26 protein-coding genes are annotated in these 23,159 nt (G+C 69.3%); 19 read left to right on the top strand and 7 right to left on the bottom strand.

The features are described 5' to 3' along the window. Positions 1-14 precede the first annotated feature (14 nt). The 3 genes from EV648_RS37310 to EV648_RS37300 form a co-directional block, all read right to left on the bottom strand. Entirely contained in the window at positions 15-839 is an 825-nt protein-coding gene (locus EV648_RS37310; RefSeq protein WP_132300430.1) for a helix-turn-helix transcriptional regulator, read from the bottom strand. Positions 840-968: 129 nt separating this feature from the next. Further along, the gene (locus tag EV648_RS37305) at positions 969-1,502 is read right to left on the bottom strand and encodes a YbaK/EbsC family protein (RefSeq protein ID WP_132300320.1); all 534 of its coding nucleotides are present in this window, start codon (positions 1,500-1,502) and stop codon (positions 969-971) included. Beyond that, the gene (locus tag EV648_RS37300) at positions 1,499-1,801 is read right to left on the bottom strand and encodes a GNAT family N-acetyltransferase (RefSeq protein WP_132300318.1); all 303 of its coding nucleotides are present in this window, start codon (positions 1,799-1,801) and stop codon (positions 1,499-1,501) included. The genes EV648_RS37305 and EV648_RS37300 overlap by 4 nt, the downstream gene beginning before the upstream one ends. A 126-nt stretch (positions 1,802-1,927) precedes the next feature. Between EV648_RS37300 and EV648_RS37295 the strand changes: the two genes are divergently transcribed. The 11 genes from EV648_RS37295 (at position 1,928) to EV648_RS37245 (ending at position 11,757) form a co-directional block, all read left to right on the top strand. Then, a complete protein-coding gene (locus EV648_RS37295) occupies positions 1,928-3,517 on the top strand; it encodes an MFS transporter (protein ID WP_132300316.1) in 1,590 nt (529 codons plus the stop codon). A 9-nt stretch (positions 3,518-3,526) separates the two neighbouring features. Continuing rightward, positions 3,527-5,011 (top strand): cobyric acid synthase, encoded by a 1,485-nt coding sequence (locus tag EV648_RS37290; RefSeq protein ID WP_132300314.1) that lies wholly within the window; start codon positions 3,527-3,529, stop codon positions 5,009-5,011. Between the two features lie 34 nt (positions 5,012-5,045). Then, entirely contained in the window at positions 5,046-5,615 is a 570-nt protein-coding gene (locus EV648_RS37285) for a DinB family protein (RefSeq protein WP_132300312.1), read from the top strand. A 41-nt stretch (positions 5,616-5,656) separates the two neighbouring features. Then, positions 5,657-6,583, top strand: a complete 927-nt coding sequence (locus EV648_RS37280) for an RNA polymerase sigma-70 factor (protein WP_241995994.1) — start codon at positions 5,657-5,659, stop codon at positions 6,581-6,583. An 18-nt stretch (positions 6,584-6,601) separates the two neighbouring features. Further along, the gene (locus EV648_RS37275; RefSeq protein WP_132300311.1) at positions 6,602-7,351 is read left to right on the top strand and encodes an SDR family oxidoreductase; all 750 of its coding nucleotides are present in this window, start codon (positions 6,602-6,604) and stop codon (positions 7,349-7,351) included. Then, the gene (locus EV648_RS37270; RefSeq protein ID WP_132300310.1) at positions 7,348-7,755 is read left to right on the top strand and encodes a hypothetical protein; all 408 of its coding nucleotides are present in this window, start codon (positions 7,348-7,350) and stop codon (positions 7,753-7,755) included. Before EV648_RS37275 ends, EV648_RS37270 begins: the two co-directional genes overlap by 4 nt. A gap of 34 nt (positions 7,756-7,789) precedes the next feature. Next, a complete protein-coding gene (locus EV648_RS37265) occupies positions 7,790-8,914 on the top strand; it encodes a CaiB/BaiF CoA-transferase family protein (RefSeq protein WP_132300309.1) in 1,125 nt (374 codons plus the stop codon). Between the two features lie 25 nt (positions 8,915-8,939). Then, positions 8,940-10,082: an acyl-CoA dehydrogenase family protein gene (locus EV648_RS37260; protein ID WP_132300307.1), complete on the top strand. Its 1,143-nt coding sequence runs from the start codon at positions 8,940-8,942 to the stop codon at positions 10,080-10,082. A gap of 78 nt (positions 10,083-10,160) precedes the next feature. After that, entirely contained in the window at positions 10,161-10,757 is a 597-nt protein-coding gene (locus EV648_RS37255; RefSeq protein ID WP_132300305.1) for a molybdopterin-dependent oxidoreductase, read from the top strand. Next, positions 10,727-11,482: a ferredoxin reductase gene (locus EV648_RS37250; RefSeq protein ID WP_132300303.1), complete on the top strand. Its 756-nt coding sequence runs from the start codon at positions 10,727-10,729 to the stop codon at positions 11,480-11,482. The genes EV648_RS37255 and EV648_RS37250 overlap by 31 nt, the downstream gene beginning before the upstream one ends. Further along, on the top strand, positions 11,479-11,757 hold the full coding sequence (locus tag EV648_RS37245; protein WP_132300301.1) for a DUF6510 family protein: 279 nt from the start codon (positions 11,479-11,481) through the stop codon (positions 11,755-11,757). The genes EV648_RS37250 and EV648_RS37245 overlap by 4 nt, the downstream gene beginning before the upstream one ends. Before the next feature lie 49 nt (positions 11,758-11,806). On the opposite strand, the gene EV648_RS37240 is transcribed toward EV648_RS37245, so the two are convergent. Then, a complete protein-coding gene (locus tag EV648_RS37240; RefSeq protein WP_132300299.1) occupies positions 11,807-12,574 on the bottom strand; it encodes a MerR family transcriptional regulator in 768 nt (255 codons plus the stop codon). 103 nt (positions 12,575-12,677) lie between these two features. Between EV648_RS37240 and EV648_RS37235 the strand changes: the two genes are divergently transcribed. The 3 genes from EV648_RS37235 to EV648_RS37225 are packed head-to-tail and all read left to right on the top strand — an operon-like array spanning position 12,678 to position 16,352. Beyond that, positions 12,678-13,904 (top strand): acetyl-CoA C-acetyltransferase, encoded by a 1,227-nt coding sequence (locus EV648_RS37235; protein WP_132300297.1) that lies wholly within the window; start codon positions 12,678-12,680, stop codon positions 13,902-13,904. Next, positions 13,901-16,045, top strand: coding sequence for a 3-hydroxyacyl-CoA dehydrogenase NAD-binding domain-containing protein (locus EV648_RS37230; RefSeq protein WP_132300295.1), 2,145 nt, complete (start codon positions 13,901-13,903; stop codon positions 16,043-16,045). The genes EV648_RS37235 and EV648_RS37230 overlap by 4 nt, the downstream gene beginning before the upstream one ends. Positions 16,046-16,079: 34 nt before the next feature. Then, complete coding sequence (locus EV648_RS37225) at positions 16,080-16,352, top strand: carbohydrate ABC transporter permease (RefSeq protein WP_199235037.1); 273 nt, start codon at positions 16,080-16,082, stop codon at positions 16,350-16,352. A gap of 74 nt (positions 16,353-16,426) precedes the next feature. Here EV648_RS37225 and EV648_RS37220 read toward each other — a convergent pair whose 3' ends face one another. Continuing rightward, positions 16,427-16,963, bottom strand: a complete 537-nt coding sequence (locus tag EV648_RS37220) for a YbhB/YbcL family Raf kinase inhibitor-like protein (protein WP_132300293.1) — start codon at positions 16,961-16,963, stop codon at positions 16,427-16,429. A gap of 179 nt (positions 16,964-17,142) precedes the next feature. Between EV648_RS37220 and cobT the strand changes: the two genes are divergently transcribed. From cobT to EV648_RS37200, 4 genes are read left to right on the top strand one after another with little or no spacing between them, the layout of a single operon-like run. Next, positions 17,143-18,195, top strand: a complete 1,053-nt coding sequence (cobT, locus tag EV648_RS37215) for a nicotinate-nucleotide--dimethylbenzimidazole phosphoribosyltransferase (RefSeq protein ID WP_132300291.1) — start codon at positions 17,143-17,145, stop codon at positions 18,193-18,195. After that, entirely contained in the window at positions 18,192-19,409 is a 1,218-nt protein-coding gene (gene cobA / locus EV648_RS37210; RefSeq protein ID WP_132300289.1) for a uroporphyrinogen-III C-methyltransferase, read from the top strand. Before cobT ends, cobA begins: the two co-directional genes overlap by 4 nt. Further along, a complete protein-coding gene (locus tag EV648_RS37205; protein ID WP_132300287.1) occupies positions 19,406-20,221 on the top strand; it encodes an RNA methyltransferase in 816 nt (271 codons plus the stop codon). Before cobA ends, EV648_RS37205 begins: the two co-directional genes overlap by 4 nt. An 18-nt stretch (positions 20,222-20,239) precedes the next feature. Further along, complete coding sequence (locus tag EV648_RS37200; protein ID WP_132300285.1) at positions 20,240-20,788, top strand: GNAT family N-acetyltransferase; 549 nt, start codon at positions 20,240-20,242, stop codon at positions 20,786-20,788. A gap of 10 nt (positions 20,789-20,798) precedes the next feature. Here the strand turns inward: EV648_RS37200 and EV648_RS37195 are convergent, their stop codons facing one another. Beyond that, positions 20,799-21,851, bottom strand: coding sequence for a LacI family DNA-binding transcriptional regulator (locus EV648_RS37195; RefSeq protein ID WP_132300283.1), 1,053 nt, complete (start codon positions 21,849-21,851; stop codon positions 20,799-20,801). Positions 21,852-21,903: 52 nt separating this feature from the next. Between EV648_RS37195 and EV648_RS37190 the strand changes: the two genes are divergently transcribed. Further along, positions 21,904-22,461 (top strand): AAA family ATPase, encoded by a 558-nt coding sequence (locus EV648_RS37190; protein ID WP_241995993.1) that lies wholly within the window; start codon positions 21,904-21,906, stop codon positions 22,459-22,461. A 49-nt stretch (positions 22,462-22,510) separates the two neighbouring features. Here the strand turns inward: EV648_RS37190 and def are convergent, their stop codons facing one another. Beyond that, positions 22,511-23,119 (bottom strand): peptide deformylase, encoded by a 609-nt coding sequence (gene def / locus EV648_RS37185; RefSeq protein ID WP_132300279.1) that lies wholly within the window; start codon positions 23,117-23,119, stop codon positions 22,511-22,513. Positions 23,120-23,159 lie beyond the last annotated feature (40 nt).

The raw sequence follows: 23,159 nt of genomic DNA, 5'->3' as shown, positions 1-23,159 counted from the left end.
GGGGCTGATCCTTTTCAGGACATGCGTTCCAGCGCCTCGGCGAGCATCGGCTGGGTGGCGGTGACCGGCGCGGCCGAGATCGTCAGCGCCTCCATGATCGCGGTGTACTCGTCCAGGTCCTCGAGTTTGTCCAGGTACAGCGCGCTGGCCGCGTGCTCGATGTAGACCACGTCCGGCAGATCGCCCTCCGGGAACCGCAGGATGCTGAAGGCACCACCGGCGCCCGGGTAGCCGATGCTGCTGAACGGCATCACCTGCAGGGTGATGTTCGGCAGCTTCGCCATCTTCATCAGGTACTCGATCTGCTCGCGCATCGTCGCGCGTCCACCGACCGGCCGGTGCAGGACGGCCTCGTCGATGACCACCCAGAGCTTCGCCGGGTCCGGCCGGGTGAGGATCTGCTGGCGGGCCACCCGCAGGGCCACGCGCTGCTCGATCTCCTCGGCGGGCAGGTACGCCTTGCCGAGCTGGACGACCGCCCGGGCGTAGTCCTTGGTCTGCAGCAGCCCGGGCACGAAGAGCACCTCGTAGGTCCGGATCAGCTTGGCGGCCACCTCGAGCCCGACGTAGTTCGAGAACCAGCTCGGCATCACATCGCCGTACCGCGACCACCAGCCGGGGTTGTTCGCGGCGCGGGCCAGGTCCATCAGCCGCTCGCGTTCCTCGGGGTCCTTCAGCTCGTACAGGTCGAGCAGGTCGCTGACGTCGCGTTCCTTGAAGCCGACCCGGCCGAGCTCCATCCGGCTGACCTTGGACTCGGAGGCGCGGATCTGCCAGCCGGCGTCGGCACGGCTGATCTTCGCGGCCTCACGCATCCGGCGCAGGTGCCCGCCGAGCATGATCCGCAGCGCGGTCGGGCCACCCTCGCCACCAGCCACCGTCACGCGGTCATCACGTCCCCGTAGGTCATGCCCGGTCAGCCGCGGCCGGGCCAGCACAATGAGAGCGTTCTGATGTTATCCGGAACTTCAGCTCGGGGAGGCCAGCGCGAGCACCGTGGCGGTGGGCAGTTTGGCCAGGTCGGCGCCTTCGACGAGCAGCTTCGAGCCGCGGATCCCGCTGCCGATGACGACCGGACCAGCCTGTGCGACGGCCTCGTCGACGAGCACCGGCCAGTCGGTCGGCAACCCGATCGGGGTGATCCCGCCGTACTCCATCCCGGTCGAACCCACCGCGTCGTCCTGCGCCGCGAAGGAGATCTTCCGGACGCCGAGGTGCTTGCGGATTACGCCGTTCACGTCCGCGCGGTGGGTGGCGAGCACCATCACCGCGGCGTACGTCGACTCGCCGGCGCGCTCGCCGTGCACGATGACGCAGTTCGCCGACGCCGCCATCGGTACGTCGTACTCCGCGCAGAAGGCGGCGGTGTCGGCCAGCGTGGGGTCGATCGCGACGGCGTAGGCGGGCAGGTCGCCCAGTGCGGAACGAACCGGCTCGGCCAGCAGTTCGGGCACCTCGGCGGCGGGCTTCCACTCGAGGCTGCCGAGCACCGGCGCGGTCACTTCGCTTCCGGGGCGCCGACGAGGTCGGCGTACTCGGTGTGCTCCTCGAGGAATTGCTTGTAGAAGGGGCACAGCGGCTTGACCCGCAGCCCGGCGTCCCGGGCGTCCTCGAGCGACTTGACCGCGATCTTGCCCGCCACGCCGCGGCCGCGGTAGTCCGGCAGGGTCTCCGCGTGCAGGAAGGCGATCGCCGAGCTGGTCAGTCTGTAGTCGACGAAGCCCATCAGGTTGCCGTCGGCATCGTGGGCCTCGTACCGGCTGCGGTCCGGCGCGTCCGCGATGGTGATCTCGTTGTCCATACCAGCCACTCTAATCAGCCCCCCGGCAAGGCGATCCGGCCGTCCGGATGACGGTGGGTTTTGGGTTCGTGACCGTGGGGGTACCGAGTCCAGCGGACGATCGCAACGGGCCAGGAGGAGTGGCTGATGAGCACCGAGCACGCGTTGGACGAGGGTAGGGCGATACCGAGTCTGGTACCCGCCAGGATGGACCGGCTGCCGTGGACGAGGTTCCACTGGATGATCGTCGTCGGTCTCGGTGTCTCCTGGATCCTCGACGGTCTGGAGATCCAGCTGGTCTCGCTGGTCGGCAACGTGCTGAAGGAGCCGCAGACCCTCGGGCTGAGTACCCAGCAGGTCGGTCTGCTCGCGTCGATCTACCTGGCCGGCGAGGTCGTCGGCGCGCTCGTGTTCGGCCGGCTGACCGACAAGTGGGGTCGCCGGAGCCTGTTCATCATCACCCTGCTGGTCTACCTGATCGCCTCCGGCGCGGCCGGGCTGAGCTGGGACTTCTGGTCGCTCGCCGTCTGCCGCTTCGTGGCCGGGATGGGGATCGGCGGTGAGTACGCCGCGATCAACTCCGCGATCGACGAGCTGATCCCGTCGAAGTACCGCGGCCGGGTGGACATCGGCGTGAACGGCACCTACTGGGCCGGCGCGCTGATCGGTTCCGCGGTCGGCCTGGTCTTCCTGAACGACGACCTGGTGCCGATCGAGTGGGGCTGGCGGCTGTGCTTCCTGATCGGGCCGGTGATGGGCCTGATGATCATCTACCTGCGCAGGCACATCCCCGAGAGCCCGCGCTGGCTGATGACGCACGGCCGGGTCGAGGAGGCCGAGGCCACCGTCGACCGGATCGAGGAGACGGTCCGCCGCCAGGGTGGCGAACTGCGCGAGGTGACCGACGACGAGGCCATCAACGTGGTCGACTACCCGCCGGTGACGTACCGCGAGATCGCCCGGGTGATGTTGCGCGACTACCGCAGCAGGTCGTTCCTCGGCTTCTCGATGATGGTCACGCAGGCTTTCCTCTACAACGCGATCTTCTTCACCTACGCGCTGGTGCTGAACACCTACTTCGGGCTGGACGACTCGAGCATCGCGCTGTACTTCTTCCCGTTCGCGATCGGCAACCTGGCCGGACCGCTGCTGCTGGGCCATCTCTTCGACACCATCGGCCGGCGCAAGATGATCCTCGCCACGTACTCGATCTCGGCTGTCGTGCTGTTCATCACCGCGCTGCTGTTCAACGCGGGCGTGCTGACCGCGGCGACGCTGACCGGTCTGTGGTGCGTGGTGTTCTTCTTCGCCTCGGCGGGAGCGTCCTCGGCGTACCTGACGGTCAGCGAGATCTTCCCGATCGAGCTGCGCGGCCAGGCGATCTCGTTCTTCTTCGCGATCTCGCAGCTCACCGGTGGTGTGGTGGCGCCGTTCCTGTTCGCGTCGCTGATCGGTGAGGGCGAGAACCCGGCCCGGGGTCCGCTGACGGTCGGTTACATCATCGGCGCCTGCGTGATGCTGATCGGTGGTCTGATCGCCTGGTTCTTCGGGGTCGACGCGGAAGGCCAGTCGCTGGAGAACGTCGCGAAGCCGCTCTCGGCGCGCGAGACCGCTTCCTCGACCCGCTTCCAGGGCACCAGACCGCGGCTGCCCAGCACCGATGCCCAGGGCCGCCGCATCACCCCGGTGCTCCCGCCCGACCAGCAGGGGGAGAAGCCGGAGAAGCCGTCAGCCTAAGATCGCGCCGTGGGTTCACTTCTGGTCGCCGGTACGACGTCCGATGCGGGGAAGACGACCGTCGTGACCGCCTTGTGCCGGTGGCTGGCCCGGCAAGGCGTCCGGGTTGCTCCGTTCAAGGCGCAGAACATGTCGAACAACTCGATGGTCTGTGCCGACGGCGCCGAGATCGGCCGGGCCCAGTGGATCCAGGCCGTCGCCGCCGGCGCGGAACCCGAGGCAGCGATGAACCCGGTCCTGCTGAAGCCGGGCAGCGATCGCCGCAGTCACGTAGTACTGATGGGGGAGCCCTGGGGTGAGCTGACTGCCCGGGGCTTCCTCACCGAGCGGGCCGAGCTGGCCAAGGCGGCCTTCGCCGCGTACGACGACCTCGCGAGCCGGTACGACATGGTGATCAGCGAGGGCGCGGGGAGTCCGACGGAGATCAACCTGCGGCGGGCCGACTACGTGAACATGGGGCTCGCCCGGCACGCCCAGGCGCCGGTCGTGGTGGTCGGTGACATCGACCGGGGTGGAGTCTTCGCGTCGATGTTCGGCACGGTGGCGCTGCTCGACGCGGCGGACCAGCGGTTGATCAGCGGGTTCGTGGTGAACAAGTTCCGCGGGGACGTGTCGTTGCTCCAGCCCGGGATCGACATGCTCCGGGCCGTGACCGGTCGTCCCACCTATGGGGTGATCCCGTGGTTGCCGGATCTCTGGCTGGACTCGGAGGACGCCCTCGACGTACCGGCCCGCCGTGCCTCGTCCGGTGCGGGAGAGGTGCTCACGATCGCGGTAGTTCGGTTCCCGCGGATCAGCAACTTCACGGATCTGGACGCGCTCGCGGTCGAGCCGACCACGAGTGTGTTCTTCACCGCGAGCCCGGCCGAGGTCCGCGATGCGGATCTGGTGGTGCTCCCGGGGTCGCGGGCGACGACCGCGGACCTGGCCTGGTTGCGTTCCACCGGCCTGGCGGATGCCGTGGCCGGTCGGGTCGCGGCGGGACGACCTGTGCTGGGGATCTGCGGTGGCTACCAGTTGCTCGGGGAGTCGATCTCGGATCCGCTGGGAGTCGAGGGTGGCGGCGACCACCGCGGCCTCGGGCTGTTGCCGGTGGCAACGGAGTTCGCCGCGGTGAAGGTGCTGGCCCGCCCGGCGCCGACGGCGTACGAGATCCATCACGGGGTGGTGACGGTGACCGGGGAGGCCGGCGAGTTCCCTGGTGGGTGCCGGTCCGGGGTGGTCTGGGGGACGATCTGGCACGGGTTGCTCGACGATGACGCGGCTCGACGGGCCTTCCTGACCGAGGTGGCCGGGTTGGCGGGCAAGGCTGCGCCGGACGGGTCCGTGTCGTTCGCCGCGCTGCGAGAGTCCCGGCTCGACCGGCTCGCCGATGCGATCGACGAGCATCTGGACACGGCCGCTCTGCTGGCGCTGATCGAGGGTGGCGCCCCTGCCGGGGTTCCGTTCATCCCGCCCGGCGCACCGACGGAAACTGTCGGCAGCGTGGACTAGCGTCGCCGAGAAACTCGACTGGGAGGCTCTTCGGATGACGGACATCAAGGCAGAACTGCACAGCAAACTCCGGGAGTCCCGCGCGGTGATGCTGGCGAAGCTCGACGGTCTGAGTGAGTACGACCGTCGTAGACCACTGGTGCCCTCCGGGACGAACCTGCTCGGCCTGGTGAAGCACCTGGCCGGCCTCGAGTACATGTACCTGGGGGAGAGCTTCGGGCGGGCGCCCGGGGAGAAGCTGGCCTGGGTCGAGGACGAGTCGATCTGGGAGGGCGCGGACATGTGGGCGCTGCCGTCGGAGAGCAGCGACTACCTCATCGGCCTGTATCAACGGGCCTGCGCCTTCGCGGACCAGACGGTCTCCGAGCTCGACCTGGACACCCCTGGCGAGGTGGCGCACTGGCCGGAGGGCGGGCGCAAGACCACTCTGGGCGTGCTGCTGATCCGCATGGTCGCCGAGACCGCGCACCATGCCGGCCACGCCGACGTCGTCCGTGAGTTGATCGACGGCCGGGGCGGCTCCGATGCGGACATGCTCGACGAGGAGGGCTGGCAGGCCTACTTGGCGAAGGTGCAACAGGCCGCGGAGACATTCCGCGACTGACCTTCCGCCGGCTGCCCCGCGGGTGCTGAGATCATGGTGCGGTGTCAGTCGACGTGGACGGGCTGGAGGTGTTCCAGCAGCAGCGAGGCCGGATGTTCGGCATCGCGTACCGGATCCTCGGCACGGCCACCGATGCCGAGGAAGTGCTGCAGGACGCCTGGCTCCGCTGGCAGGCCACCGATCGCTCCCGCGTGGACGACCCGGCCGCCTACCTGGCGAAGACCGTCACGAACCTCTGCCTGACCCGGCTGACGACCGCCCGCGCCCGTCGTGAGACCTACGTCGGCGAGTGGCTGCCCGAGCCGGTTCTGACCGATCCACGGCTGGACGACCTGGGCCCGCTCGAGGTGGTGGCCGAGCGCGAATCGGTGTCGATGGCCCTGCTGATGTTGCTCGAACGTCTCAGCCCGGCCGAGCGCGCGGCGTACGTGCTGCGCGAGGCATTCGGCTACAGCCATCGCGAGGTCGCCGAGCTCATCGGTACTACGGAGGCGAACGCACGGCAGTTGCAGTCGAGGGCGCGCAAGCGAGTCGCGGCCGAGACGCCGCCGCGGCGGGTGGATCCGGGGCGATGGCGGCAACTGGTGGAACGGTTCGTCGCGGCAGCGCAGCTCGGCGACATCGCCGCGCTGGAGGCGTTGCTGGCCGAGGACGTCGTGTCCCGGGCGGACGGTGGCGGCAAGGTCGTGGCGGCCCGCAACCCGGTGATCGGCCGGCAGAAGGTGGCTCGCTACCTGATCGGCGCCCTGGAGAAGTTCGGCGCCGGTGTCGTGCCGGGATTCGCCGAGGTCAACGGCGAGCCCGCGGTGGTTGCCGTCGGCCCTGACGGAGTACGCGCTGTGTGCTTCCTCCGGTTCGACGACCAGGACCGACTCGTGGCGGTGGAGCTGGCGATGAATCCGGACAAACTGAGCTTCGCCGAGCGGCAGTTGTCACGAATCGGAGGGCTGTCGAGTCTGGGCTGGTGAACGAAAGGACACCATTCCATGCGAACCATCCTCGTCACCGGAGGAACAGGTACGGTCGGCCGCCCGACGGTCGAACGCCTCCGTCGGGCAGGCCACGAAGTACGGGTGCTGAGCCGTCAGCGCGGGCCGGGTCTGCTGACCGGCGACCTGTCCACCGGCGCCGGCCTCCGTGAGGCCGTCGACGGGGTGGACACCGTCGTCCATCTGGCGACCAGCCGCGGGCACCAGGACGTCGCACAGCTGCAGCGGCTGCTCGAAGTCGTCGGTGCCGCCGGGATCGGCCATCTGGTACTGATCTCGATCGTCGGGATCGACCAGATCCCGACGCCGTACTACCGCGACAAGGTGGAGATCGAGCGGCTCGCGACCGAGTCGAAGATCCCGTACTCGATCCTGCGCGCCACCCAGTTCCATAATCTGGTGGACGAGATTCTCAGCGCGCAGAGGTTCCTGCCCGTGCTGCTCGCGCCGGCAGTGAAGACTCAGCCGATCGCGGTCGAGGACGTCGCCGTACGGCTGACCGAGATCGCCGGTGGTGCGCCCGCCGGGCGGCTCCCCGACATCGGCGGTCCCGAGCAGACCAACCTCCCGGCTCTGGCCCGCGCTTGGAAACAAGCCAAGGGATCGCGTCGGCCGGTAGTTCCCCTGCGGCTGCCGGGCAAGGCCTTCGGCGCGTACCGCGCTGGCGCTGCCTACGCGTTCGGGGCCGGCTACGGGCGGCGGACCTTCGCGGACTTCCTCGCCGACCGCTTCGGGGTGTCAGCGTGAGGGGCCTGGTGAGGGCGGGCCTGATCGTGCTGGCCGCGATCCAGGTGGTGCTCGGGGTGTGGACGTTGCTGTTCCCGGCGAGCTTCTACAACGACGTGCCGACGGTCGACTGGACCCCGCCGTACAGCGAGCATCTGTTCCGCGACTTCGGCGGCGCCACGCTCGGACTGGCCGTGGTGGTCATCGCCGCGGCGATCTGGCTGGAGCGTCGCCTGGTGATCGTCGCCCTGCTGGCCTATCTGGCCTTCTCCTTCCCGCACGCGATCTTCCACGCGGAGCATCTGGAGGGCGATTCGCCGGTGTTGTCGGCCGGGCTGCTCATCGCCGTCGTGCTGTCGGTGCTGCTGCCGTTCGGGGTGATCGCCCTGGCCGTCAGAGCGCTGCCGCGGCGGACAGTGACTTGACTACTGTGACAGTCGTACTGTCACAATGGCCCGCATGGGGCCGTTGGATGGGGTGAAGGTCGTCGAGCTGGCCGGGATCGGGCCGGCGCCGTTCGCCTGCATGCTGCTGGCCGAGCTCGGCGCGGAGGTGCTCCGGATCGAGCGGCCGGGCGGTGGGCTCGCGATGGGACCGCCCGAGCTCGAACTGGTGAACCGCGGCCGGCGCAACGTCGCGATGGACTTGAAGAACCCAGCGGCGATCGACGCGGTGCTCCAGCTGGTCGCGGGCGCCGACGTGCTGGTCGAGGGTTTCAGGCCCGGGGTCGCCGAGCGGCTCGGCCTCGGTCCCGAGGCATGCCACGAGGTCAACCCGAAGCTGGTCTACGGGCGGATGACCGGCTGGGGCCAGGACGGTCCGCTCGCTCAGACGGCCGGGCACGACATCGACTACCTGGCGCTGTCGGGTGCCTTGCACCTGATCGGCCGGGCGGGTGGACCGCCGCAGGTGCCGGCGAACCTGCTCGGCGACTTCGCCGGCGGCTCCCTGTACCTGGTGGTCGGCGTGCTCGCCGCGCTGGTCGAAGCCCGGGGGAGTGGTCAGGGGCAGGTCGTCGACGCCGCGATCGTGGACGGCTCGGCGCACCTCACCACGATGTTGCTCGGCGCGCTGGCGGGTGGGAGCTGGAAGCAGGAGCGCGGCACGAACCTCCTCGACACCGGTGCACCCTTCTACGACGTGTACGAGACGGCCGACTCGCAGTACATGGCGGTCGGTGCTTTGGAACCGCAGTTCTACGACGAGTTGATCCGGTTGCTCGGGATCACCGTGCCGGACCGGTACGACCTGGCGACCTGGCCGGAGCTCCGCAAGGTGCTGACCGAGACCTTCGCGCAGCGTACGCAGGCGGAGTGGACCGACGTGTTCGACGGCTCGGACGCCTGCGTGTCACCCGTCCTCCCGCTGGCCGGCGAGCATCCGCATCTTGCCGCCCGGGCCACCTTCGTCGAGAAGGACGGCGTACGGCAGGCGGCGCCCGCTCCGCGGTTCTCGCGCACGCCCTCGGAACTGACCGACCCCCCGGCCCGGCCCGGGCTGCACACCCGCGCTGCCCTGACCGACTGGGGCGTGGCCGACGTGGACGAACTCCTCCGCTCCGGCGCCGCAGTACAGGCCGACTGACCCTCTCAGACCCAGGAGACCGCCCGTGGAACGTCACCTCTTCGATGCCGATCACGATGCCTTCCGCGAGACCGCGCGCGCGTTCTGCGAGAAGGAGATCGTGCCGCACCACGAGAGCTGGGAGGAGGCCGGCATCGTGCCGCGGGAGCTGTGGACCGCGGCCGGCGACGCGGGCCTGCTCGGCTTCATGATTCCGGAGCAGTACGGCGGTGGTGGCGCGCGGGACTTCCGGTTCAACGCGGTGGTGATCGAGGAGGTCACCAAGGCACGCGCGAGTGGCCCCGGCTTCACGATCCACGCGGACCTCGTCTCGGGGTACCTGCTCGACTACGCGTCGGAGGAGCAGAAGGCGCGGTGGCTGCCGAAGTTCTGCACGGGCGAGACGATCACTGCGATCGCGATGACCGAGCCCGGTGCCGGCAGCGACCTGCAGGGCATCCAGACGACCGCCATCCGGGACGGCGACGACTACATCCTGAACGGCCAGAAGACGTTCATCTCGAACGGCATCCTGGCCGACCTGGTCCTGGTGGTCGCGAAGACCGACCCGGCCGCCGGGTACCAGGGCATCTCGCTGCTCATGGTCGAGCGGGGGATGGAGGGGTTCGAGCGTGGCCGCAACCTCGACAAGATCGGGCTGAAGGCTCAGGACACCGCGGAGCTGTTCTTCGACAACGTCCGGGTGCCCGCCGCGAACCTGCTCGGCGAGGAGGGCAAGGGCTTCATCTACCTGATGGAGAAACTCCCGCAGGAGCGGCTCGGCATCGCGGTGGTGGCGGCCGCCGCCTGCGAGAGCATGATCGCGATGACGCTGCAGTACGTGAAGGACCGGAAGGCGTTCGGACGGCCGATCGGGTCGTTCCAGAACAGCCGGTTCGTGCTCGCCGAGCTGGCCACCGAGACCCAGATCGCCCGGGTCTTCGTCGACCGCTGCATCGAGGAACTCAACGCCGGCGCGCTGACCGTCTCCGACGCCGCGATGGCCAAGTGGTGGACCACCGAGCTGCAGAAGAAGGTCGTCGACCGCTGCCTGCAACTGCACGGCGGCTACGGCTTCATGACCGAGTACCCGATCGCCAAGGCCTACCTCGACACCCGCGTCCAGACCATCTACGGCGGCACCACCGAGATCATGAAGGAGATCATCGGCCGCACGATGGGAATCTGAGGCCCCGACCGGTCCGTGATCCCGGGGATTTCGTGATTGACTTCGGGGGAGTGGTTCCAGGTTGAGGGAGGTCCCCTGATGGGCAGTGTGTCGCCGGGATTCACCGGCCGTCGCCGAGGTGGTAAGGACTTGCCGCCCGGGCAGTACCTGACTCACGATTTCCCGGTCCTGTCGGCCGGCCCGACCCCGCACATTCTCCCGGAGCACTGGGAGTTCACCGTCACCACCGAGACGGGCGGGGTCTCGCGCTGGGACTGGGCCGCTTTCATGGCGTTGCCGAGCGAAGACATCACCAAGGACCTGCACTGCGTGACCCGGTGGTCCAAGCTCGGCACGGACTGGCGGGGCGTCTCCCTCGACACCCTGCTGGCCGACGTGGAGACGGGCGCCGACTACGCCATGGCGCACAGCTACGGCGGTTACACCACGAACCTGCCGCTCGAGGACCTGGTGGATGGCCAGGCCTGGGTCGCCTACGAGTACGACGGCGAGCCGCTGCACCCGGAGCACGGCGGTCCGGCCCGGCTGCTGGTTCCCCACCTGTACCTCTGGAAGAGCGCCAAATGGGTGCGCGGTCTGGTGCTTTCGGACACCGAGGACCTGGGCTTCTGGGAGACGGCCGGCTACCACGAGTACGGAGACCCATGGAAAGAACAGCGATACGCCGGCGACTGACCTGGCAGACCGGCACCGTCACCGAGGTCCGGGAGGAGACGTCGACCGCCCGGACCATCGCCCTCGACGTACCGGACTGGCCGGGGCACCTCGCCGGGCAGCATCTCGACGTCCGGCTGACCGCCCCCGACGGGTATCGGGCATCCCGGTCGTACTCGATCGCCTCCGCCTGGACCGGCGCGGGGATCGAGTTGACCGTGGAGCAGGTGCCCGACGGTGAGGTCTCGCCGTACCTGGTCGACGTGCTCAAGGTCGGCGATCCGCTCGAGATCCGCGGCCCGGTCGGCGGCTGGTTCGTCTGGAAGCCCGAGCAACCCGGCCCGGTCCAGCTGATCGGCGGCGGTTCGGGCGTCGTACCGCTGATGGCGATGCTGCGTGCCCACTCGGCCGCCGCCAGCACCGCGCCGGCGCGGTTGCTGTACTCCGTGCGTCGGCCGGCCTCGGTGATCTACGTGAGCGACCTCAAGGACGTCGCGATGTCCGAGGAAGTGGCGATCACCTTCGCCTATACCCGCGAGGCGCCGCCGGGGGAGTCGCGTGAGCCCAAGCGGATCGACGCGGAGTTGCTCAAGTCGGTCGCCTTCCAGCCCGGGGACGAACCGACCACCTATGTCTGCGGGCCGACGCCGTTCGTCGAGACGGTGGCCGACCTACTCGTCGCCGCGGGCCACGACCCAGCCCGGGTGAGAACCGAACGCTTCGGACCTACAGGAGGACCGCGATGACAGCGGACGAACCCACGTACTTGGATGGCAATGCGGCGGCGGGTGCGATGCGCGAGGTGTTCGCGGTCGACATCACCGCGGCGACCGGGCAGTGCGCCGGCTGCGGCGACCGCGGGGCTTTCGCGGAGGCGCGGTTGTACGTCGATGCGCCCGGCATGGTGGCTCGTTGCCGCAGGTGCGACGACGTCATGGTCCGCGTCGTCTCCACCCCCGACTCCACCTACCTCGACTTCCGGGGCCTCACCTACCTCCGCATCCGTACCCCGACCACCTGACCACGGAACCGGCCTGACCCGACCGGACCTGGTCGGGTCGGACCGCGGTTCAGCGGCGTGGGGGTTTGGTGCGGGAGCGGCGGATGGTGTCGCGCTGGGTCTCGCCGACGGCGCGTTCGTAGGCGAGGACCAGGCCCTGGATGGTGACGGGCTTGAAGCGTTCGACGAGTTGCTGGATGTGCTCGGGAGGACCGCCGGAGTCGCGGTAGTGCGGCCAGACCTTGGTGCGGAAGACCTCGGTGAGCTCCTCGGCCAGGGCCCGGCCGTGCTCGGTGAAGATGCGCCCGGCGTCGAGCACCGCCTCGACCGGCAGATCGAGGTCGAGCAGTTCCACGCCGAGGCTGAGGTGCGCCGTCGCGACCTGGAAGACGTCCTCGTCCGGCGTCGGCTCGACCACGCCGAGCGCGACGAGCATCTCGATGTCGTCGTCGGTCAGGTCCCGCCCGGTACGCCGGACCAGCGCCGCGCGATCGAGCGTCTCCGGCAGGTCCCGCATCCAGGGGGTCAGCAGGGTGCGGTGCAGCGCGATGTCCTGCGGGGTGGCGTCGACCGGGATCCGGTCCAGGTAGCCCTCGATCGCGGACAGGGTGAACCCGTGCGCCTGGAGCTCGCGGACCAGGTCGAGCCGCGCGATGTGCTCGGGTCCGTAGTACCCGACGCGCCCGCGGCGTACAGGCGGGGGGATCAGGCCACGGCCGGCGTAGAAGCGCAGCGTGCGCACGGTCATCCCGACCCGGGCCGACAGTTCGTCGACGGTGAGCATCGCCTCGTCCGCACCGGTCTGTTCGGCGTCGGCAGGCACTGGCGACAAAGGCATGGCGCAGATCATAGTGGGCCCCACTTGACCATCGTGACACCAGAACTGTCACAATCGGTTGGTCAGAGCCATCACGGCACTCGCGGCAGACGACGGGACCCCCATGACCGCACCGAGTGAAGCCTTTCTGTACGACGCGATCCGGACTCCCCGTGGCAAGGGCAAGGCGGCCGGCGCCCTGCATGAGGTGAAGCCGATCCAGCTGATCACCGGCCTGCTGACCGAGCTCCGCGCCCGGCATCTCGAGCTCGACCCGACCGTGATCGACGACCTGGTGCTCGGCGTGGTCACCCCGATCGGCGACCAGGGCATGGACATCGCCCGTACCGCGGTGCTGGCGGCGGGCTACCCCGAGACGACCGGCGGCGTCCAGCTCAACCGGTTCTGCGCGTCCGGTCTGGAGGCGGTGAACCAGGCGGCGCAGCGGATCCGGTCCGGCTGGGAGGACTTCATCCTGGCCGGTGGCGTCGAGTCGATGTCGCGGGTGCCGATGGCCTCCGACGGCGGCGCCTGGGCGATGGACCCGGAGACCGCGATCCAGACCAACTTCATCCCGCAGGGCATCAGCGCGGACCTGATCGCGACCCTCGACGGGTTCTCCCGCACCGACGTCGACGCGTTCGCCGCCGAGTCGCACGCGCGCGCCGCCAAGGCCTGGGCCAACGGATACTTCGCCCGCTCGGTGGTGCCGGTGGTCGACCGGAACGGGCTGCAGATCCTCGACCACGATCAGTTGGTCCGGCCGGGGACGACGGTCGAGACGCTCGCCGGGTTGCCGGTGTCGTTCGCGGCGATCGGTGAGCACGGCGGGTTCGACTCCGTCGCGCTGGAGAAGTACGTAACGGTCGAGCGGATCAACCACGTCCACCACGCGGGCAACTCGTCCGGCATCGTGGACGGCGCCGCGCTGGTTGCGATCGGCAACGAGAAGGCCGGCGAGGCGCTCGGCCAGGCTCCTCGCGGCCGGGTGGTCGCCGCGGCGGTCAGCGGCACCGATCCGACGATCATGCTGACCGGTCCCGCCCCCGCCGCCCGCAAGGCGCTGGCCAAGGCCGGGCTCGAGGTCTCCGACATCGACCTGTTCGAGATGAACGAGGCGTTCGCCGCGGCCGTGCTGCACTTCATGAACGACCTCGGCGTCCCGCACGAGAAGGTGAACGTCAACGGTGGCGCGATCGCACTCGGCCACCCGCTCGGCGCGACCGGCGCCATGCTGATCGGAACCCTGCTGGACGAGTTGGAGCGCCGTGAGCTCCGCTACGGTCTGGCCACCCTGTGCGTCGGCGGCGGCATGGGCGTCGCAACCATCATCGAGAGGCTTGCCGCATGATCGACTGGTCCAACAACTTCGGCGTCGTCACCCTGACGATGAACGACCCAGCGGCGTCGGCGAACACGATGAACGACACCTACATCGCCGCGATGGCGTCGACGGTCGAGCGCCTGCAGGCCGAGAAAGCGGAGCTGAAGGGCGTGGTGATCACCAGCGCCAAGCAGACCTTCTTCGCCGGTGGCAACCTGCAGATGCTGTCCCGGATCCAGCCGGAGAACTCGGCCGAGGTCTTCGAGACGATCGAGGAGGTCAAGCGCCAGCTCCGCGTGCTGGAGACGCTCGGCGTCCCGGTCGTCGCCGCGATCAACGGAGCTGCGCTCGGCGGCGGCCTGGAGATCGCGCTCGCCTGCCACCACCGGATCGTTGCCGACGACAACCGGATCGAGATCGGCGTACCCGAGGTGACGCTCGGCCTGCTGCCCGGTGGAGGCGGCGTCACCCGCACAGTGCGCCTGCTAGGCCTCCAGGACGCCCTGATGAAGGTGCTCCTCCAGGGCCAGCGGATGAAGCCCGCCCACGCCAAGTCCGTCGGCATCGTGGACGAGGTCGTCCCGGCCGGTGAACTGCTCGACGCCGCCTACCGCTGGATCGAGTCGTACGACGGTGACGCCAAGCAGCCGTGGGACCGCGACGGCTACAAGATCCCAGGCGGTACTCCGGCCTCGCCCAAGCTGGCCGCGTTCCTCCCCGCCTTCCCGGCGAACCTCCGCAAGCAGCTGAAGGGCGCTCCCTACCCGGCCCCGAAGGCGATCATGAGCGCCGCCGTCGAGGGCAGCCAGGTGGACTTCGCCACCGCGAGCCGGATCGAGTCCCGGTACTTCGTCTCCCTTGCCACCGGGCAGATCGCGAAGAACATGATCAACGCGTTCTTCTTCGAGCTCCAGGCGATCAACGCCGGGGCATCCCGCCCGGCCGACGTCCCGAAGTACCAGGCTCGCAAGGTGGGTGTGCTAGGCGCTGGGATGATGGGCGCCGGGATCGCCTACGTCTGCGCGAAGGCCGGCATCGAGGTGGTACTCAAGGACGTCACGCTCGACGCCGCCGAGAAGGGCAAGACGTACTCCGAGAAGTTGCTCGCCAAGCAGGTGCAGAAGGGCCGCAGTACTCCGGAGAAGGCCGAGGCCTTCCTCAGCCTGATCACGCCGACGGCGGATCCGAACGGACTGGCCGGGTGCGACCTGGTGATCGAGGCGGTGTTCGAGAGCGAGGAGCTGAAGCAGAAGGTCTTCGCCGAGATCGCCGGCGTGGTCGAGCCGGACGCGCTGCTCTGCTCGAACACGTCCACGCTGCCGATCACCTCGCTGGCCGACGGGATCGACCGGCCGGACGAGTTCATCGGGATGCACTTCTTCTCGCCGGTGGACCGGATGCCGCTGGTCGAGCTGATCGTGGGGCAGAAGACCTCCGACCGGGCGCTGGCCAAGGCCTACGACGTGGTCCGGCAGATCAGGAAGACGCCGATCGTGGTGAACGACAGCCGTGGCTTCTTCACTTCGCGGGTATTCGGCACGCTGGTGATGGAAGGCGCCGCCATGGTTGCCGAGGGCATCAACCCGGTGACGATCGAGCGGGCCGCGACCCAGATGGGCTTCCCGGCGCCACCGCTGGCGATGCTGGACGAGGTCACCCTGACGCTGCCGATGAAGATCCGCGATGCGGCCCGGGCGGCCGGGGACAGCGCGGGCGCCTTCGGCGAGCACCCCGGGATGGCGGTGGCCGACCGGCTGGTGACGGAGTTCGACCGGAAGGGCAAGGCGGCCGGCGCCGGCTTCTACGAGTACCCGGCGGACGGGCCGAAGCACCTGTGGCCGGGGTTGTGGGAGCACTTCGTCAAGGACGACGTCGACGTACCGCTGATCGACCTGCAGGAGCGGATGGCGTTCGCGATGTCGCTCGAGACGGTGAAGTGCCTCGACGAGGGCGTGCTGCGCTCGGTCGCCGACGCCAACATCGGGTCGATCTTCGGCATCGGCTTCCCGCCGCTGCACGGTGGCGCGCTGCAGTACATCAACGCGTACTCCGGTGGTCCGGCCGGCTTCGTCGCACGCAGTCGCGAACTGGCCGAAAGCCATGGCGCGCGCTTCGAGCCGCCGGCGTTGCTGGTCCGCAAGGCCGAGGCCGGGGAGAAGTTCGCCTGATCCTGCTCGCGATCACCTGTGGTGGTCGTTCACATTGAATTGTGACGCTTCGTGTCCCTTCGCGGCGCTGGCCGCGATTACCTTCATCGGCAACTGGAACTCGTTCCTGTGGCCGCTGGTGATCGGCCAGGATTCGTCGTCTTGGACCATCCAGGTGGCGATGTCCACCTTTGTCACCGCGCAGACGATCAACATCCACGAGCTCTTCATGGCTGTCGCGGTGTCGATCCTGCCGCTGGTGCTGATCTTCGCGTTCCTGCAGCGCTGCCTGATCCAGGGAGTCACCCAGTCCGGCATCAAGGACTGACCAACAGGCTGCGGCGGGAGCCCCTGACCGGCTCCCGCCGCTTCACATCAGGACGCTCGGTAGACTTCAGGCCTTCAGCCGGCGGCCGGCTCCTGGTAGGTCGGCGTGATGATCGCGCGGGCGAGGGTGTGGAAGGCCAGGTTGAAGCTGACCACCGCGGCGCTGGCCTCGTCGTCGACGTCCAGGGCCTCGACGTCGATCGCGTGCACCACGAAGTAGTAGCGGTGCGTCTGGTCGCCCGCCGGCGGCGCGGCGCCGCCGAACGCCTTGGTGCTGTAGTCACTGCGGACGTGGAAGGCGCCGTTGTCGAGCCGCGGCGTCGCGCCGGCGCCGGCCGGCAGCTCGGTGACGGTGGCCGGGAGGTTGACCAGGATCCAGTGCCAGAAGCCCGAGGGCGTCGGGGCGTCCGGGTCGTAACAGGTCACCACGAAACCCTTGGTCTCGGCCGGGAAGCCCTCCCAGCTGAGCTGCGGCGACGTGTTGCCACCGGCAAACACCTGGGCGGCGCCGAGGGGCTCGCCGTCGGCGACGTCGGTGCTCGTGACGGTGAAGGAGCCGACCTTCGGGAGCAGTTCGTAGGGGTCCGGTGCGACCGGCCGTTCGAGCGACATCTGTGACCCTCCGGGATCTCGCGACGTGTGGTGACTCCGACATTACTGGCCGATTCAGGCGGTCCCCACCCCGGCAGCACCCATCATGGGCTGGGATCAGGTCGGGTCGTGGGCGCGGAGATGCGAAGATCGGTGCTGGCCGCGTCCAGGTGGCCGTAACTGGAGTGGAGGCACCAGCGGTGGAGGAGTTTCTGGCCCGGATCGGGCCGGCGGACGAGCAGGCGATGCGCGCCGCCACGGAGCGTCAGCTCGCGCTGACAAAACCGGTTGGTTCCCTCGGCGTGCTCGAGGAACTGTCCGTCCGAGTGGCCGGGATGACCGCCTCCTGCCCGCCTGCGGTGCCGAGCCCTGCCGTCGTCACGGTGTTCGCGGCCGACCACGGTGTGCACGCCCAGGGTGTCTCACCCTGGCCACAGACAGTGACCGCCGCCATGCTGGCGAACTTCGCTGCCGGCGGCGCCGCGGTGAACGCGTTCGCCGTGAACAACCGGGTCGACGTCCGGGTGGTGGACGTCGGGGTGGCGAGCGACGTGGACGGGCTGGACATCGTGCACGCCAAGGTGCGCCCCGGGACCCGCGATCTCGCGACGGAGAAAGCGCTCTCTGAGGAGGAGGTGCTGGCCGCGGTCACGGTGGGCTTCGAACTCGCGGACAACCTCGTCCGCGACGGCTACCGCTGCCTGCTCACCGGCGACATGGGGATCGCGAACACGACCGCCTCCGCCGCGCTGATCGCCACCTTCACCGGGATGACCGCCGACGACGTGACCGGCCGGGGGACCGGGATCGACGACGCCACCCTGGCCCACAAGACCTCGGTGGTCCGCTCCGCCCTGGCGTTGCACGCCGTACCGGCCTCGGATCCGCTGGGAGCGCTTTCGGCGTACGGCGGTCTGGAGCACGCCGCGCTCGCCGGGTACATCCTCGGTGGAGCCGCGAACAGGGTGCCGGTGATCCTCGACGGGGTGATCGCGGGTGCGGCCGCCCTGGTCGCCCAGGCGCTCCACCCGGCAGTCATCGAGTACTGCGTCGCCGGGCACCGCTCGGCCGAGCCTGGTCACGCGGTGGCGCTGAAGACGCTCGGCCTGCAGCCGCTGGTGGATCTCGACCTGCGCCTGGGCGAGGGCACCGGCGCGGTACTGGCCTACCCGATTCTGACCTGCGCGGTCCGGGCGCTGGCCGAGATGGCGACGTTCGAGTCCGCCGGGATCACCGCGGAGGACGACGCGTGACGGAACCCGCGCCGTACCTGTCCGGGCTGGTGCTGACCGGCCGCCGCGTCGTGGTGGTCGGCGGTGGCGGGGTCGCGCAGCGCCGGTTGCCCAGGCTGCTCGAGACGGGCGCCCAGATCGACCTGATCTCGCCGGCGATCACGCCGACCATCGAGGGTCTGCTGACGAACCCGGACCTGCGCTGGGTCGAACGCGGTTACGCCGAGGGCGACCTCGACGGTGCGTGGTACGTGGTGGTGGCGACGGATGATGCCGCGGTCAACGATCAGGTGTCCGCGGAGGCAGAGGAGCGGCGCATCTTCTGCGTTCGCTCCGACGACCGGTCCCGCGCGACCGCCTGGACTCCCGCTTCCGGGCAGCACGACCAGGTAACGATCGGCGTACTGGGTGGCGGTGACCACCGGCGGTCGGCCGCCGTACGGGACGCGATCCTGGAAGAACTCCGGACGGGTGCGCTCGGGGCTCGCGACTCGCTGGCCAAGCAGCCTGGCGTATACCTCGTCGGCGGTGGACCGGGCGATCCCGACCTGATCACCGTGCGCGGACGGCGGTTGCTCGCCGAGGCTGACGTGGTCGTCGCCGATCGGCTGGCGCCGCAGCCCTTGCTGGAGGAGTTGCACTCGGACGTCGAGTTGATCGACGCGGCGAAGCTTCCCCGTGGGCGATCCGCGCAGCAGGAGGAGATCAACCGGATCCTGGTCGATCGTGCACTGCAGGGCAAGGTCGTCGTACGGTTGAAGGGCGGCGATCCTTACGTCTTCGGGCGGGGCTTCGAAGAGGCGCTCGCCTGTGCCGAGGCCGGAGTGCCGTGGACAGTGGTGCCGGGGATCACGAGTTCGATCTCGGTGCCTGCCGTGGCCGGGATCCCGGTGACGCATCGCGGGGTGACGCATGAGTTCACGGTGGTGTCCGGGCACATCCCGCCGGGTCACCCGGACTCGCTGATCAACTGGCAGGCGCTTGCTCAGCTCTCCGGGACGCTGGTGTTGCTGATGGCGGTGGAGAATCTGCCGGCCATCGCGGCGACGCTGATGGAGCACGGCCGACCGGCCTCGACACCCGCCGCGGCGATTGCCGACGGCACCCTTCCGGGCCAGCAGATGGTCAGGTCCGACCTGGCCGGTATCGCCGCCACGATGGCCGCCGCCGGTGTCGGCGCCCCGGCGATCGTTGTCATCGGCAACGTCGTCGACGTGGCCGCGCAGGTGTCATGAGCCGGTTGCTCCCGCTCGACGATGCCGCGGACGAGCGGCTGGCGGACTACGTCCAACTGCGGGAGGTGAACCTGCGCCGGCTGCTCGAGGAGGAGCACGGGCTGTTCATCGCCGAGGGCGCCAAGGTGATCCGGCGGGCGGCCGAAGCGGGGTACGAGCCGCGATCGTTCCTGCTGGCGCCGCGCTGGCTGGATACCTTGCAGGACGTGCTGGACAAGTGGCCTTCGGTGCCGGTCTATGTGGTGTCGGAGGAACTGGCCGAGAAGGTGACAGGATTCCACGTGCACCGGGGTGCGCTCGCGTCGTACAAGCGTCGAGCTTCGGTCGGGCTGGAGGTCCTGCTCGAAGGACTGGGTGAGCGTGCGCGGGTCGCGATCTTCGACGACATCGTCGATCACACGAACGTCGGGGCCGGGTTCCGGGCGGCCGCGGCGATGGGGGTCGACGCGGTGCTGGTGTCGCCGACCTGTGCGGATCCGCTGTACCGGCGGTCGGTGAAGGTGTCGATGGGGACGGTCTTCCAGGTGCCTTGGACGCGGTTGACCAGTTGGCCGGGAGACCTTGCTCAGTTGCAGGAACACCGGTTCGTAGCCGCCGGCTTCGCCTTGTCCGACGACTCGATCAGCCTGGACGAACTGGTGGCCCGGCACGACGACAAACTCGCGCTGATCTTCGGGACCGAGGGCCACGGGTTGAAGCCGCACGTGCTCGCGCAGGCCGACCTGACCGTGCGGATCCCGATGTCCGGCGGCGTCGACTCCCTGAACGTGGCATCGTCGGCAGCGGTCGCCTTCTACGCCACGCGACCCTGACCCGGCCGAGGAGGCGCCATGCGTACGACGGACCGCCTGGTGCTGAGGCCGTTCCGCGACGAGGACCTGCCGGCGTGGGCCGCGATGAACGCCGATCCCGAGGTGATGGAGTTCCTGGGCGGCGAGCCGCTCACCCGCGAGAAGTCGGACTGGATCGCCGGGGCGGTGAACGCGCAGCACGAGGCCGAGGGGATCGGCTTCCTCGCGATCGAGCGCAGATCCGACGGCGCGTTCCTCGGGGCGGGGGGCCTGCAACGGGAGCCCTGGTACCCCGATGAGATGGAGCTGGGCTGGCGGTTAGCCCGGGAATACTGGGGCCATGGCTACGCGACGGAGGCGGCCAAGTCGTGGCTGGCCTACGCGTTCACCGAACTCGACCTGCCGCGGGTCATCTCGATCACCGACGCGCCGAACCTCCGGAGCATCGCGGTGATGAAGCGGATCGGGATGACCTTCGACCATGCCGCCGAACTCGTCGAGGACGGCGTCCCCTTCGACGCGGTCATCTACTCGATCACGGCCGCCGCCTGGTCCAACCTCCAGCAGGAAGCCGCTCTCAAGTCCTAGAGCCGCGAGGTCAGGTCGTGAGCGGCGGGGTGCTGGCGCGGAGTACGGGGTAGGCGGGGGCGGTTCGGCGAGTGGGGTTCGCGTCGGTGGTGGTGGCTCGGTGGACGGCTTCCTCGGCGACGGCGTCCAGGGCCACGTGGACGGTGGTGAGGTTCGGTACTACGTCCCGGAGCGTGGTGATGTCGTCGAAGCCGGCGACGCCGAGGTCTTCGGGGATGCGGAGACCGCGTTCGCGCAGACCGGCGAGTGCGCCGAGCGCCATGTCGTCGGTGACGGCGAACACCAGTTGCAGGTCGCGGAGCTGGTCGTCGCCCAGGCCGAGGACGAACTCGCGGGCTCCGGACCAGCTGAAGCCGGGGTGGTGCACCCGGGAGCCGGCGTCCGCGACCCCCGATTCCTCCAGACCGGCGACGAATCCCTCGACGCGTCGCTGCATGCTCAGCAGGGGAGTGCCACTGCCCAGCACGAGGCAACGCTGGTAGCCGAGCCCGGCGAGCTGGAGTGCCAACTGCCGGGCTCCTTCGTGGTTGTCGAAGTCGACGGTCTCGAACGGCAGGTCCGACCGGCTGATCAGGACGACCCGGCCGCCGGTCTCCTCGTACCGCTGGAGCTCGTCGACGAGTTGCTGCTCGGACGGCGGATCGACGTATCCGGAGCCGGCCAGGATGATCGCTCGCGGCTGCTGACCACGGAGTTCACGCACCAGGTCGAGCTCGCGATCCGCCTGCCGCTCGGTGACGGCGATCGACACGTGCAGGCCCAGCGTCTCCGCCTGCTTCATGATCTCGGCCGCCATCGCGGAGAAGTACGGGTCCGAGATCAGGCTGATCACCAGCGCGATCGTTCGCGACGTACCGCGGGCCATCGCCTGGGCGGGGAGATTCGGGGTGTACCCGAGCTCGCGGGCCGCGTGGAGGACCCGCTCGCGATAGCTCTCGGCCACCTTGCGGGAGGAGCCGTTGAGAACTCGGGACGCGGTCGGCTGCGAGACACCCGCCTCCCGCGCGACATCGTCGAGCGTGACCGGCCGTCTGGGACCTGAGCCTCGCGACGCTCCACTCACTGCCGCAGTTTATGGCCGAAAACCGTTGGACGCTCGTGATGGGATGGCCGTCATGCGGAAAGTCGTGCTGATCACCGGAATGCAGGCCGCCGGGAAGTCCACCATCGCCCCACTGCTCGCCGCCAGTCTCGGTCCACCCGCCGCCACCATCGACGGCGACGTGTTCTACCACGCGGTCGTCGCCGGGGCAGCGGTGATGACGCCCGAGCCTTCCGACGGGGCGGTCCGCCAACTCCACCTCCGCTACGGAGCAACCGCCCTTGTCGCCCGGCACTACCTGGAGGCCGGCTTCGACTTCGTCTGCTCCGACATCATGATGGGCGACGACGTCACCCGCTGGCTCGACTCCGTCGCCGACCTGGCCGAGCCGCACCTGGTCGTCCTGACCCCGTCCGTCGACTCGATCGTCGAACGCGAACTGGCCCGAGGCTCCAACTCCTACCGCGACTGGCAACCACCTGGCGGCACTCTCGCGGACGCCGTCAAAGCTCTGCAGACCGGCCTCACCGACACACCCCGCCGAGGCCTCTGGCTGGACACCACCGCCCAGACCCCCGACGAGACCGTCGCCACCATCCTCGAGGACGACCTCAAATCGTCCCTGTGGTGAGCGCCCGCCTGGCCGTGCGAACGCGCCTCCGGCGGACGCGGAGTACAGGTCAGGCGTTGAGGCCTTCCTCTTCCTGGTGGTCCTCGGGGTGGAGCATGGGGGAGACGGGCCAGTCGGACGGGTAGTCGGGGGCGAGCTCCTCGGCTTCGGCGTAGAGGCGCTTGCGGTACTTGCGGGAGAGGCGGTCGCCGAACACGGTGCCCTGGGTATGGTCCGTCTCGTGCTGCAGGCATCGGGCCAAGAGGCCGGTGCCTTCGTAGGTGACCGGTTCGCCGTTCTCGTCGACGCCGGTCACGCGGGCCCAGTCCGGGCGGACGCACTTGGTGAACGCCCCGGGCAGCGAGAGGCAGCCCTCCTCGCCTTCGTCCAACTGGCGGTCCTTGCCCTCGGGGAGCTCGACGACCGGGTTGCAGACGACGCCCTGGTGCTGCACGCCGTCCTTGTCGGGGCAGTCGAACACGAACAGTTGCAGGTCGACCCCGACCTGGTTCGCGGCCAGGCCGACACCTTCGGCGGCGTTCATCGTCGCGACCATGTCCGCGACGAGCTTGTGCAGGTCCTCGCCGAACTCGGTGACGGGCTTGTTCAGCCGGTGCATGACGTCCTCGCCCCACCGCGTGATGGGCAGCACCGAACCGTTCGTAGGCAGCGTAGGCATGGCGGAAATCCTAGCGAAGCCAGGCGCCACCGCCACGCCC

Origin of the sequence: Kribbella sp. VKM Ac-2568, from assembly GCF_004345365.1 — a bacterium.
GTDB classification, from domain to species: Bacteria; Actinomycetota; Actinomycetes; order Propionibacteriales; family Kribbellaceae; genus Kribbella; species Kribbella orskensis.
This window is presented reverse-complemented; position numbering and strand designations above follow the sequence as displayed.